The organism is Pseudomonas sp. BF-B-26 (genome assembly GCF_019956495.1).
Lineage (GTDB): Bacteria > Pseudomonadota > Gammaproteobacteria > Pseudomonadales > Pseudomonadaceae > Aquipseudomonas.
The window spans coordinates 1-12,531 of record NZ_JAHBDP010000059.1 but is presented as its reverse complement, the minus strand read 5'-3'; the positions used below and the strand labels follow the sequence as shown (position 1 = coordinate 12,531).

At 59.5% G+C, this 12,531-nt stretch carries 13 protein-coding genes; 7 read left to right on the top strand and 6 right to left on the bottom strand.

The window, feature by feature from the left end; genetic code table 11:
• Positions 1 to 13 precede the first annotated feature (13 nt).
• Complete coding sequence (locus KGB03_RS08275) at positions 14 to 502, top strand: Lrp/AsnC ligand binding domain-containing protein (protein ID WP_003206849.1); 489 nt, start codon at positions 14 to 16, stop codon at positions 500 to 502.
• A 121-nt stretch (positions 503 to 623) separates the two neighbouring features.
• On the opposite strand, the gene KGB03_RS08270 is transcribed toward KGB03_RS08275, so the two are convergent.
• On the bottom strand, positions 624 to 977 hold the full coding sequence (locus KGB03_RS08270; RefSeq protein ID WP_007947437.1) for a YkgJ family cysteine cluster protein: 354 nt from the start codon (positions 975 to 977) through the stop codon (positions 624 to 626).
• 147 nt (positions 978 to 1,124) lie between these two features.
• Between KGB03_RS08270 and KGB03_RS08265 the strand changes: the two genes are divergently transcribed.
• A complete protein-coding gene (locus KGB03_RS08265; RefSeq protein ID WP_192408912.1) occupies positions 1,125 to 2,438 on the top strand; it encodes an NAD(P)/FAD-dependent oxidoreductase in 1,314 nt (437 codons plus the stop codon).
• Positions 2,439 to 2,549: 111 nt separating this feature from the next.
• Here KGB03_RS08265 and KGB03_RS08260 read toward each other — a convergent pair whose 3' ends face one another.
• Complete coding sequence (locus tag KGB03_RS08260; RefSeq protein WP_008150185.1) at positions 2,550 to 2,795, bottom strand: DUF1127 domain-containing protein; 246 nt, start codon at positions 2,793 to 2,795, stop codon at positions 2,550 to 2,552.
• Between the two features lie 179 nt (positions 2,796 to 2,974).
• Between KGB03_RS08260 and KGB03_RS08255 the strand changes: the two genes are divergently transcribed.
• Positions 2,975 to 4,396, top strand: coding sequence for a PLP-dependent aminotransferase family protein (locus KGB03_RS08255; RefSeq protein ID WP_192408911.1), 1,422 nt, complete (start codon positions 2,975 to 2,977; stop codon positions 4,394 to 4,396).
• A 56-nt stretch (positions 4,397 to 4,452) separates the two neighbouring features.
• Entirely contained in the window at positions 4,453 to 6,051 is a 1,599-nt protein-coding gene (locus KGB03_RS08250) for a phospholipase D family protein (protein ID WP_223526779.1), read from the top strand.
• A 14-nt stretch (positions 6,052 to 6,065) separates the two neighbouring features.
• On the opposite strand, the gene KGB03_RS08245 is transcribed toward KGB03_RS08250, so the two are convergent.
• Positions 6,066 to 7,208: an MFS transporter gene (locus KGB03_RS08245; protein ID WP_218536600.1), complete on the bottom strand. Its 1,143-nt coding sequence runs from the start codon at positions 7,206 to 7,208 to the stop codon at positions 6,066 to 6,068.
• A 160-nt stretch (positions 7,209 to 7,368) separates the two neighbouring features.
• Positions 7,369 to 8,862: an aldehyde dehydrogenase gene (locus tag KGB03_RS08240; protein ID WP_046045050.1), complete on the bottom strand. Its 1,494-nt coding sequence runs from the start codon at positions 8,860 to 8,862 to the stop codon at positions 7,369 to 7,371.
• A 237-nt stretch (positions 8,863 to 9,099) separates the two neighbouring features.
• Between KGB03_RS08240 and KGB03_RS08235 the strand changes: the two genes are divergently transcribed.
• Together KGB03_RS08235 and KGB03_RS08230 are read left to right on the top strand one after the other, a co-directional pair.
• Positions 9,100 to 9,462 (top strand): cupin domain-containing protein, encoded by a 363-nt coding sequence (locus tag KGB03_RS08235; protein ID WP_111448285.1) that lies wholly within the window; start codon positions 9,100 to 9,102, stop codon positions 9,460 to 9,462.
• 185 nt (positions 9,463 to 9,647) lie between these two features.
• Complete coding sequence (locus KGB03_RS08230) at positions 9,648 to 9,932, top strand: peptidase inhibitor (protein ID WP_218536599.1); 285 nt, start codon at positions 9,648 to 9,650, stop codon at positions 9,930 to 9,932.
• 82 nt (positions 9,933 to 10,014) lie between these two features.
• Here the strand turns inward: KGB03_RS08230 and rpmG are convergent, their stop codons facing one another.
• Complete coding sequence (rpmG, locus tag KGB03_RS08225; protein ID WP_008150173.1) at positions 10,015 to 10,170, bottom strand: 50S ribosomal protein L33; 156 nt, start codon at positions 10,168 to 10,170, stop codon at positions 10,015 to 10,017.
• An 11-nt stretch (positions 10,171 to 10,181) separates the two neighbouring features.
• Positions 10,182 to 10,415, bottom strand: a complete 234-nt coding sequence (rpmB, locus tag KGB03_RS08220; protein WP_007894701.1) for a 50S ribosomal protein L28 — start codon at positions 10,413 to 10,415, stop codon at positions 10,182 to 10,184.
• 445 nt (positions 10,416 to 10,860) lie between these two features.
• On the opposite strand from rpmB, the gene KGB03_RS08215 reads away from it, so the two are divergent.
• On the top strand, positions 10,861 to 12,447 hold the full coding sequence (locus tag KGB03_RS08215) for an ABC transporter substrate-binding protein (protein ID WP_223526778.1): 1,587 nt from the start codon (positions 10,861 to 10,863) through the stop codon (positions 12,445 to 12,447).
• The last annotated feature ends 84 nt before the right edge of the window (positions 12,448 to 12,531 follow it).

Below are 12,531 nucleotides of genomic sequence, written 5' to 3'. Positions count from 1 at the left end.
AGGCGCATCCCCTATGCGTACCAACACTCAGACCAAACGTGAGCTGGACAAGATCGACCGCAACATCCTGCGGATCCTACAAGCGGACGGACGCATCTCCTTCACCGAGCTGGGGGAAAAGGTCGGGCTCTCGACCACGCCGTGTACCGAGCGGGTCCGGCGACTGGAGCGCGAAGGAATCATCATGGGCTACAACGCCCGGCTCAATCCGCAGCACCTCAAGGGCAGTCTTCTGGTGTTCGTCGAGATCAGCCTCGACTACAAATCCGGCGATACTTTCGAAGAGTTCCGACGCGCGGTCCTGAAACTTCCCCACGTGCTGGAGTGCCATTTGGTGTCAGGGGATTTCGACTATCTGGTGAAGGCGCGGATTTCCGAGATGGCCTCGTATCGCAAGTTGCTGGGCGACATCCTGCTCAAGCTGCCGCATGTGCGCGAATCCAAGAGCTACATCGTGATGGAAGAGGTGAAAGAGAGCTTGAACCTGCCGATTCCGGATTGAAGTATGCGGTGTCTGTTCGGCCGCCTTCGCGAGCAAGCCCGCTCCCACACTGGATCTGTGCCGTACACAAAACCACTGTGGGAGCGGGCTTGCTCGCGAAGGCAGGCAACTCGGTCATTCCTTAGACCAGCACCTGCCGCGTCGAAGCCATGTACTCATGAATCTGCTTTTCAACCCGCGGATGAATCAGCTCCACCGGCCCCCGCCCATTCGGGCACGGCAAGGTCTTGGTGGTGCCGAACAGTCGACAGATAAGTGGCCGCTCGTCATACACGGTGCAGCCGTTGGGCCCCAGGTGAACGCAATTGAGCTCATCCATCGCAGCGTCCTGCTCGGCCCGGGTCTTGCGCGGCAGGCGGGACATTTCTTCCGGCGAGGTGGTTACCGGCCCACAGCAGTCATGGCAGCCGGGCACGCACTCGAACGAGGGAATTTGCTGCCGTAGCGTGCGAATTTTCTGACTGTTGCAGCTCATCGAAGCGTTGACCAAAAGCGGAATAGAGCGGGATTCTGACGCAAAAGCCCCGATCCAGACAGCACCAACCGACCAGTGTTGCCGGTATCCGAAGGTCCGGCTTATGCTCCGTCAAATTTTCTAAACACAAGAATCAGGAACACGCACATGAATGCCCGTGCTCAGCAGCCTGCCCCGAACCACCAGCACCCTGCTTCTTACTACGCCGCCAGCAGCTTGCCGCAGCCCGATCATCCGGTGCTCACAGGCGACCTGGTGGCTGACGTGTGCGTGGTCGGTGGCGGGTTCTCCGGGTTGAACACGGCGCTCGAACTGGCCGAACGCGGTTTCAGTGTGATCCTGCTTGAAGCCCACAAAATCGGTTGGGGCGCCAGCGGACGCAATGGCGGACAGTTGATTCGTGGCGTCGGCCATGGCCTCGATCAATTCGCCAACGTGGTCGGTGCGGACGGCGTGCGTCAGATGAAACTCATGGGCCTGGAAGCGGTGGAAATCGTCCGACAGCGCGTCGAGCGTTTTCAGATCCCTTGCGACCTCACGTGGGGCTATTGCGACCTGGCCAACAAGCCCCGGGACCTCGAAGGTTTTGCCGAAGATGCCGAAGAGTTGCGCAGTCTCGGTTACCGTTACGAAACCCGTCTGCTACAAGCCAGTGAAATGCATTCCGTAGTGGGTTCCGACCGTTACGTCGGCGGTTTGATCGACATGGGCTCAGGGCACCTGCATCCGCTGAACCTGGCATTGGGCGAAGCGGCCGCCGCCCAGCAGTTGGGGGTGAAGCTGTTCGAACAATCGGCAGTCACCCGCATCGATTATGGCCCCGAGGTCAAGGTCTACACCGCCCAAGGTTCGGTCCGCGCCAAGACGCTGGTGCTGGGCTGCAACGCCTACCTCAATGAACTCAATCCCGAACTCGGCGGCAAGGTGCTGCCCGCCGGCAGCTACATCATCGCCACCGAACCCTTGAGTGAAGCGCTGGCACACTCGCTACTGCCGCAGAACATGGCGGTCTGCGATCAACGGGTGGCACTGGATTACTATCGGCTCTCGGCGGACCGCCGCTTGCTGTTCGGCGGCGCCTGCCATTATTCAGGTCGCGACCCGAAGGACATCGCCGCCTACATGCAGCCGAAGATGCTGGAGGTTTTCCCGCAACTGGCCGGGGTCAAGATCGACTATCAATGGGGCGGGATGATCGGCATCGGCGCCAACCGTCTGCCGCAGATCGGGCGACTCAAGGATCAGCCGAATGTGTATTACGCCCAGGCTTATTCCGGTCATGGCGTGAACGCCACGCATCTGGCGGGGAAGTTGTTGGCTGAAGCTATCAGTGGCCAGCAAGGTGGAGGGTTCGATCTGTTTGCCAAGGTGCCGCATATCACCTTTCCTGGCGGCAAGCATTTGCGCTCGCCGTTGTTGGCGCTGGGGATGTTGTGGCATCGGCTTAAAGAGTTGGTCTGATACATTTTCTGTGCCTGTACTGGCCTCATCGCGAGCAGGCTCGCTCCCACAATGGATTTGTGAACGCCACAGATCACCTGTGGGAGCGAGCCTGCTCGCGATGGGGTCGACTCAAATCCGCCAAAACGGTTTAAGCCCCTCCTCCCGCGCCTGCTCCCGACTCAACCCGACGTCCTTAAGCTGCTCGGGCGTGAGCTCCAGCAATGCCTTGCGCGTGTGCAGACGATGCCAGAACAGACCCCAGCGACTCAGGCCGGACGGTGCGTTGCGCATGACCGCCTCGCGTGCACCGTTGTTTTGCCCTGCCGCCAGTTCCTGACTGTGTAACGTCAGCCGCACATCGCTCAAGCCGTTCATTTTGATTGCTCCTGTTTACTTGGGTAGCCAGAGCTTTCATGATGCGTCGACGGCAAAAAGCATTACAGATTCAACGAGACTGTATTAATTCCATACAGATTTTGCATTTCAGCGTCTGAATCCCCTATTTTCGCCCCATCTGTACTGGTCAACCGAATCACCCACACCGAGACTGCGCCATGACCCTTTACGTCAACCTCGCCGAACTGCTCGGCACGCGTATCGAACAGGGCTTCTATCGCCCCGGCGACCGGCTGCCGTCGGTGCGGGCGTTAAGTGTTGAACACGGCGTCAGCCTGAGTACGGTGCAGCAGGCGTATCGCGTGCTGGAAGACAGCGGCCTGGCGACACCCAAACCCAAGTCGGGCTACTTCGTACCGGTGGGTCGTGAACTGCCGGAGCTTCCGGCCATTGGCCGCCCGGCGCAACGGCCGGTGGACATTTCCCAGTGGGATCAAGTGCTGGAACTGATCCGCGCGGTGCCACGCAAGGATGTGGTGCAACTGGGTCGCGGCATGCCGGACATCACCACGCCGACCATGAAACCGCTGCTGCGCAACCTGGCGCGAATCAGCCGACGGCAGGACATGCCCGGTCTGTATTACGACAATATCTACGGCACCCTCGAACTGCGCGAACAGATTGCCCGCCTGCTGCTCGATTCCGGCTGCCAATTGACTGCTCACGACCTGGTGATCACCACTGGTTGTCACGAAGCGCTGTCCGCCAGCATCCGCTCCATCTGCGAGCCGGGCGACATTGTCGCCGTAGACTCGCCCAGCTTTCACGGCGCCATGCAGACGCTCAAGGGCCTGGGCATGAAAGCCCTGGAAATCCCCACCGACCCGCTCACCGGGATCAGCCTCGATGCGTTGGAACTGGCGTTGGAGCAATGGCCGATCAAGGCCATACAGTTGACCCCCAACTGCAACAACCCGCTGGGCTACATCATGCCGGAGTCGCGCAAACGCGCGTTGTTGACACTCGCACAGCGTTTCGACGTGGCGATCATCGAGGACGATGTGTATGGCGAACTGGCCTACACCTACCCGCGTCCGCGCACGATCAAATCCTTCGACGAAGACGGCCGCGTTCTGCTGTGCAGTTCCTTTTCCAAGACCCTGGCACCGGGGCTGCGTATCGGTTGGGTGGCGCCGGGACGGTATCTGGAACGGGTGCTGCACATGAAATACATCAGCACCGGCTCTACCGCGCCGCAACCGCAGATCGCGATTGCCGAATTTCTCAAGGCTGGGCATTTCGAACCGCATTTGCGGCGGATGCGCACCCAATACCAACGTAATCGCGACGTGATGATCGATTGGGTCAGCCGCTATTTCCCAGCCGGTACCCGCGCCAGTCGCCCCCAAGGCAGCTTCATGCTCTGGGTCGAGCTGCCGGAGGGCTTCGACACCCTGAAACTGAATCGTGCGCTGCACGATCAAGGCGTACAGATTGCCGTCGGCAGCATCTTTTCCGCCTCGGGCAAATACCGCAATTGCCTGCGGATGAACTACGCTGCCAAAACAACCCCGCAGATCGAAGAAGCCGTGCGCAAGGTCGGTGCGACAGCCATCAAACTGCTGGCGGAAATCGACTGACCTTTCTTCGGGAAGCGGCGTCCATATGCTAACCGTCACTCCCCGGAATACGCTCCGTGAGAATCAGACAGCCCCTGCTTGCTCTTCTGTTACTCGCCTCGCTCCTTGGTGGCTGTACGACACTCAATGTCCCTCGCGAACCGAGTCAGGCCCTGCCGGCCGCCGATTCTGCGTTCGGCCGTTCGATCCAGGCACAGGCCGCCCCCCATGAGGGTCAATCGGGCTTTCGCTTGCTCTCCGATAGCTCAGAGGCCTTCACTGCCCGCGCCGAGCTGATTCGCAAAGCCCAAAGCAGCCTCGACCTGCAGTACTACATCGTCCACGACGGCATCAGCACACGAATACTGGTGAGCGAACTGCTCAACGCCGCCGACCGCGGCGTGCGGGTGCGGATTTTGCTCGACGACACCACCAGCGATGGCCTGGACCAGATCATCGCGACCCTTGCCGCACATCCAAAAATTCAGATCCGGGTGTTCAACCCGCTGCACTTGGGCCGCAGCACCGTCGTTACGCGAACCATGGGCCGACTCTTCAACCTGTCGCAGCAACACCGACGCATGCACAACAAACTGTGGGTCGCAGACAACAGCGCAGCGATCGTGGGCGGGCGCAACCTGGGGGACGAGTATTTCGATGCCGAGCCTAACCTCAATTTCACCGACATCGACATGCTCAGTGTCGGCCCGGTTGCAGAGCAGCTGGGGCATAGCTTCGACCAGTACTGGAACAGCGCCCTGAGCAAGCCGATCGAGCAGTTTCTCTCGACCAGGCCGACAGCCAAGGATCTGAGAAACACCCGGACCCGACTGGACGAATCCCTGGAGGAAACGCGCAAACAGAACCACGCGCTTTATCAGCAGTTAATGGCCTATACCACTCACCCGCGCCTGGATGTCTGGCGCCGAGAGTTGATCTGGGCCTGGAACCAGGCGTTGTGGGACGCACCAAGCAAGGTGCTGGCCGACGGCGAACCGGACCCACACCTGATACTGACCACCCAGTTGGCGCCCGAACTCAATGGGGTCAGCAAAGAGCTGATCATGGTCTCGCCCTACATCGTGCCCGCCCAACCGGGCCTGGTGTACCTGACCGGTCGCGCTGATGCCGGCGTGTCGGTGAGTTTGCTGACCAATTCACTGGAAGCCACCGATGTACCGGCCACGCATGGTGGTTACGCGCCTTATCGCAAAGCCTTGCTGGAGCACGGTGTGCAATTGTTCGAATTACGCCGCCAGCCCGGCGACAGCGGCGACAGCGGTGGCAGCGGTGGCAGCGGCAGAGGACCGAGCCTGTTCCACAGTGGGAGCAACACCTCCCGTGGTTCCGAATCCAGCCTGCACAGCAAGGCAATGGTTTTCGACCGACAGAAAGCCTTCATCGGCTCGTTCAATTTCGACCCGCGCTCGGTACTGTGGAACACCGAAGTCGGGGTACTGGTGGACAACCCGCAGCTCGCCGGACGGGTGCGCGAACTGGCACTGGAGGGTATGGCGCCGCCCCTCAGCTATCACGCCCGGCTGGAAAAGGGTCAGATCGTCTGGGTCACTGAAGATGATGGCAAACAGCACACACTGACCAAAGAACCCGGAAGTTGGTGGCAGCATTTCAATTCATGGCTCAGCAGCATGGTCGGCCTGGAGCGGATGTTGTAACAGCTGCTACAGAACTATACCGGCTGCACCGCACCAAACGCGCCTTGCCGTGACAGCAGAATCACCAACCCCAGCGCACCCGCCGCCATCAGCAGCGGCAACGCATGCCCGCTGATCCACTGACTGCCGGCGCCGGCCGCCAGCGGTCCGACCAGGCAACCGATACCCCACAGCTGCGCGATATGCGCATTGGCGCGCACCAGCGCATCGTCGCGATAGCGCTCGCCGATCAGGATCAGTGACAAGGTGAACAAACCGCCGGCACTGGCACCGAACAACACCCACAACGGCCAGATCAGCAACGTGTCGATCAACAACGGGATGGCCAGGCTCGATATCAGCAGAACCGCCGCACACCCGGTGAACAGCGTGCGCCGCGACAAGCGATCGGCCAGTGCGCCAATCGGCAACTGCAGCAAGGCATCACCCACCACCACCGTACTGACCATCGCCAACGCAATTTCCGTCGTAAAGCCCTGACGCAGGCAATACACCGGCAACAACGTCAGGATCATCGCTTCGAACGCGGCGAACAGCGACACCGCCCAGGCAATCGCCGGCAGGCCACGGCAGAAACCCAGCAAGTCGCTGAAGGTCACGCTGCAGGCTTCACTGGTCGGCGCGCCGCTGCGGCCCAGCAACAGGAACGGTGCCGCCATCAACAAACCGACGCCGACCCAGAATCCGTAATCGTGCTCAGTGCCCAGTACGCCAAGCAGCAACGGCCCGGCCAGCTGACTCAGCGCGTAGCTGCTGCCATACAACGCCACCAATCGCCCGCGCCACTCTTCCACCACAAGCTGGTTGATCCAGCTTTCGCCGAGGATGAACACAAGGGTCAGGATCACGCCGATCATCAAACGCAACGCCAGCCAAATCGGATAGCTCGGCAACAACGCCAGCAAACCGATGGACAACGCCCCGGCCCACAGGCACAAACGCATCAGATTGGCCGTGCCCAGACGCGCGGCCAGATGGCTGGAGACCTTCGCACCCAACAGCACGCCTATGGCGGGCATCGCCGCCATCACGCCAATGGCGAACGAGCCATAGCCCCAGCCTTCCAGACGAAACGACACCAGCGGCATGCTGACGCCCAAGGCCAGGCCGACACTCAAGACAGACGCCAACACGGCGAAATAAGTCGCCCAACGCATTTCCCACGCTCCTGTGGATATTATTTTTCAGACACCGCACAAAACAAATGTGGGAGCGGGCTTGCTCGCGAAGAGGCCATCACATCCAACATCATCGTTGGCTGTCACGGCGCCTTCGCGAGCAAGCCCGCTCCCACAGGGGATCGTCGTTGTGTGGTACTTACAACTTGATCCAGGTCGCCTTCAGCTCGGTGTACTTGTCGAATGCATGCAGCGACTTGTCACGACCGTTGCCGGACTGTTTGAAGCCACCGAACGGCGCCGTCATGTCGCCGCCGTCATACTGGTTGACCCACACGCTACCAGCGCGCAGTGCCTTGGCGGTCAGGTGGGCCTTGGAAATATCCTGGGTCCACACCGCTGCGGCCAAGCCGTAAGGGGTGTCGTTGGCAATCGCAATGGCTTCTTCGGCGGTATCGAACGTGATCACCGACAGCACTGGGCCAAAGATTTCTTCCTGCGCGATTTTCATCGCGTTGCTGACGCCGTCGAAAATCGTCGGCTCAACGTAAGTGCCACCGGTTTCCTGAAGGATGCGCTTGCCGCCCGCCACCAGTTTGGCGCCGTCGGTGTGGCCGGATTCGATGTAGGACAGCACGGTGTTCATCTGCTGGGTATCCACCAGCGCACCGACGTTGGTTGCCGGGTCCAGCGGGTTGCCCGGTTTCCAGGTTTTCAGTGCCTCGATCACCAGCGGCAGGAATTTGTCCTTGATCGAACGCTCCACCAGCAGGCGCGAGCCGGCAGTGCAGACTTCGCCCTGGTTGAAGGCGATGGCACCGGCAGCCGATTCAGCGGCAGCTTGCAGGTCCGGCGCATCGGCGAACACGATGTTCGGGCTCTTGCCGCCGGCTTCGAGCCAGACGCGTTTCATGTTCGATTCGCCGGAGTAGATCAGCAGTTGCTTGGCGATTTTGGTCGAACCGGTGAACACCAGGGTGTCCACGTCGTTATGCAGGGCCAGGGCCTTGCCGACGGTGTGACCGTAGCCTGGCAATACGTTCAGCACGCCTTTCGGGATACCAGCCTCGACGGCCAGCGCAGCGATGCGGATGGCGGTCAGCGGGGATTTTTCGGACGGCTTGAGGATCACCGAGTTACCGGTGGACAGCGCCGGGCCGAGTTTCCAGCAGGCCATCATCAGCGGGAAGTTCCACGGCACGATCGCGCCGACGACGCCGACGGGTTCGCGGGTCACCAGACCCAGCTGGTCATGGGGAGTGGCGGCCACTTCGTCGTAGATCTTGTCGATGGCTTCACCGCTCCAGCTCAGGGCTTGCGCCGCGCCTGGAACGTCGATGTACAGGGAGTCGCTGATCGGCTTGCCCATGTCCAGGGTTTCAAGCAGGGCCAGCTCTTCGGCGTGCTGTTTCAGCAGGCCGGCGAAACGGATCATGGTGGCTTTACGCTTGGTCGGCGCCAGGCGGGACCAGACGCCGGAATTGAAAGTAGCGCGGGCATTTTCAACAGCGCGCTGGGCGTCGGCGGCGTCACAGCTGGCAATCTTGCCCAGCAGACGGCCATCGACCGGGCTGATGCACTCGAAGGTCTCGGCGGAGACGGCATCGGTGTATTCACCATTGATGTAGGCGCGGCCTTCGATCTTCAGATCGCGAGCCCGTTGTTCCCAATCGGCACGAGTCAGGGTGGTCATACGAGTGTCCTCCTCTTATTGAATACGAACGCTCCACGGTCTTCGCGGGCGCTGTCAGGAATTCTGCCCAGCCAGCCTGATTTGTCGGCCCAAGGCAACTGCCACCCTAAACCAGTGGCCGGGGTTGTTTCAATATATTTGACACAAGGTCGGCAAACGGCCTTGCGGTGTTCATTTTAATAAACATAGACTTTGGACTTTCCAGCCATCGCGTCGCAATCACGGGGGATAACAACAATGAGCATCCAGGACATCGTCGACTTCAGCCAGGCCACCACCCAGCCCGAACGCTATCGGCCAGACCAGGCAAAAGTCCTCAAGGGTGACCCCGAGCAAGCAGTGTACAACCACTACAACAGCCCTTGTGGTCAGTTGAACGCCGGCGTGTGGGAAGGTGCGATTGGTCAGTGGCTGGTGAATTTTACCGAGCATGAATACTGCGAAATCGTCCAGGGCGTGTCCGTGCTACGCGACAACGACGGCAACAGCAAGACCGTTCGGGCAGGCGATCGTTTCGTCATCCCGGCCGGGTTCCGGGGTACCTGGGAAGTGCTGGAGACCTGCCGCAAGATCTATGTGGCGTTTGAACAAAAGACCTGAGCAGTTTGTTAAGGCATCAAAATGGCCCATATCGCGAGATATGGGCCTTTTTTTTGCTTAGCTGCACTGCCAGATGCCAGGTGAAGTACTTAATTACCGCACTCAATCGCTGACCTTGCCGAATGCTGTTCTCGCTCCCGAATAAAGGAGCCTCACCGTCATCATTCACAAGGAAGCGAATAAACATGAAAAATTTTCTTAACACTGGCCTGCTGGCAGGTCTTTTCCTGGCAGTCACCCTGACGTCGGCACATGCGAACGAACCGGAACAGCCAGCGCAGCGATGCGATGCACGGAGGGTTACGTACCTGATTGGCGAATACCTGTCCCGGTCCGTTCGAGATGAGGCATTCAGGGAGTCACGGGCGACCAGCATTAAAGTCAACTCCCGCGACCTGGACCCTGACAACAATCGCCTGCAAATCAGGACCGATATAAACCTGGAGATTATTGCCATGTACTGCGGCTGATCACTCGCAAGGACGACTTGTGGGCAACAAAAAAGGCCCGTATCTCGCGATACGGGCCTTTTTCGTAAGAGGGAAAAATCAATTACTTGATTTTGCCTTCTTTGTACATCACGTGCTTGCGAACGCGCGGATCGAACATGCGCTTTTCGAGCTTGTCCGGAGTAGTACGCTTGTTCTTGTCGGTAGTGTAGAAGTGACCAGTACCGGCGCTAGAAATCATTCGAATCAATTCACGCATGATTAGCTCCCTTAGATCTTGCCAGCTTTGCGAATTTCGGCCAGCACGACAGTAATGCCACGCTTGTCGATGATACGCATGCCTTTGGCAGATACGCGCAGACGCACGAAACGTTTCTCTTCTTCAACCCAGAAGCGGTGATGCTGCAGGTTCGGCAGGAAACGACGACGGGTTTTGTTGTTTGCGTGGGAAATGTTATTCCCAGTCACCGGACCCTTACCGGTAACTTGACATACTCTCGACATGCCTCAGCCCTCTAAAACCACATGCCCAACCCGGCATGGGTTGGCCGCTTAATCTCTCAGTCATTTGGCGCCAGGCGCCGCGTTTCTTTAGAGGTCTTACCGGCTACACCTACAGTGAAGGAACCGGGCCCCTAGAAAAGAGCGCTGCTTTATACCAGAAAGACTGGAGAGCAACAACATTCCGTGTGCGCGGACTTGATAAATCCCCCATTTTTCGCGCGCCGAGCGCCTTGGATAAAGGCTGTCGTCGATTAAGACCGCTCGTCGCAGAGAATCGGCCAACCGACCGATTCCGGGTTTTCCTCGGCCCGCATCACCGAAAACAAGCGCACATAGTCCACTTAAAATGAAAAAGGGGATAGTCATTTGCAAAAGAGCCCACTAGGGTAAGCCTTTTCCAGACTGCACTTGCAGATGGGCCTTCGATCTGTAAAGGAATCCGACCATGCGCCTCGCTGCCCTACCGCTGCTGCTCGCCCCTCTTCTGCTGAGCCCGCTGGCTCATGCCGCCGCTCTGAGCGTTTGCACTGAGGCAAGCCCGGAAGGGTTCGACGTGGTGCAATACAACTCGCTGACCACCACCAACGCCTCGGCCGACGTGCTGATGAACCGTCTGGTGGACTTCGATACCGCCAGCGGCAAAGTGGTCGCCAGCCTCGCGGACAGCTGGGAAGTCACGCCCGACGGCCTGACCTACGTGTTCAAACTGCATCCGCAGGTGAAATTCCACCGCACTGAATACTTCAGCCCGACCCGCGACCTGACCGCCGAAGACGTGAAATTCAGTTTCGACCGCATGCTCGACCCGGCGAACCCGTGGCACAAGGTCGCCCAGAGCGGCTTCCCGCACGCCCAGTCGATGCAGTTGCCGGCATTGATCAAGAAGATCGACGCACTGGACCCGCTGACCATACGGTTCACCCTCGACCACCCGGACTCGACCTTCCTCGCGACCCTGAGCATGGGCTTCGCCTCGATCTATTCGGCTGAATATGCCGACAACCTGATGAAGGCCGGCACCCCGGAGAAGCTCAATAGCCAGCCAATCGGCAGCGGGCCGTTCATCTTCACGCGCTTCCAGAAAGATGCCTCGATCCGCTACAAGGCCAACCCGGATTACTTCCGCGGCAAGCCTTCGGTGGATCCGCTGATTTTCGCCATCACCCCTGACGCCAACGTGCGCCTGCAGAAATTGCGCCGCAACGAGTGCCAAATCGCCCTGTCGCCCAAGCCTCTGGACGTACAGGCCGCGCTGAAAGAACCGACCCTGAAAGTGGAAAAGACTGACGCCTTCATGACCGCATTCGTCGGCATCAACAGCCAGCATCCGCCACTGGACAAGCCTGAAGTGCGCCAGGCGATCAACCTCGCGTTCGACAAGGCCAACTACGTCAAAGCTGTGTTCGAAGACACCGCCGAGGCCGCCAACGGCCCGTACCCGCCTAACACCTGGAGCTACGCCAAAGGCCTGCCGGGTTATCCGCATGACGTCGAAAAAGCCAAAGCACTCATGGCGAAGGCCGGGCTCAAGGACGGTTTCCAGACCACCATCTGGACCCGACCTTCTGGCAGTCTGCTTAACCCAAACCCGAGCCTCAGCGCTCAAATGCTGCAATCGGACCTCGCGGAAATCGGCATTCAGGCCGAGATTCGGGTGATCGAATGGGGTGAGCTGATTCGCCGCGCCAAGGCCGGTGAACACGACCTGTTATTCATGGGCTGGGCCGGCGACAACGGCGACCCGGACAACTTCCTCACGCCGCAGTTTTCCTGCGCTGCGGTCAAATCCGGCACCAACTTCGCACGCTACTGCAACCAGGACCTGGACAAACTGATCAGCGCCGGCAAGACCACCGGCGAGCAAGGTGTGCGTACCAAACTCTACGAACAGGCCCAGGCACAGATCCAGCAGCAGGCACTGTGGCTGCCGCTGGCCCACCCGACCGCCTTCGCGCTGACGCGCAAGGACGTTGAGGGTTATCAGGTCAGCCCTTTTGGTCGTCAGGATTACTCGAAGGTCAACCTCAAGTAATCCGCCCCGCCACAACCCCCTGTAGGAGCCGAGCTTGCTCGCGATGGCGTTCCTTCACTCACTGAACAGGGTGACTGATACGAC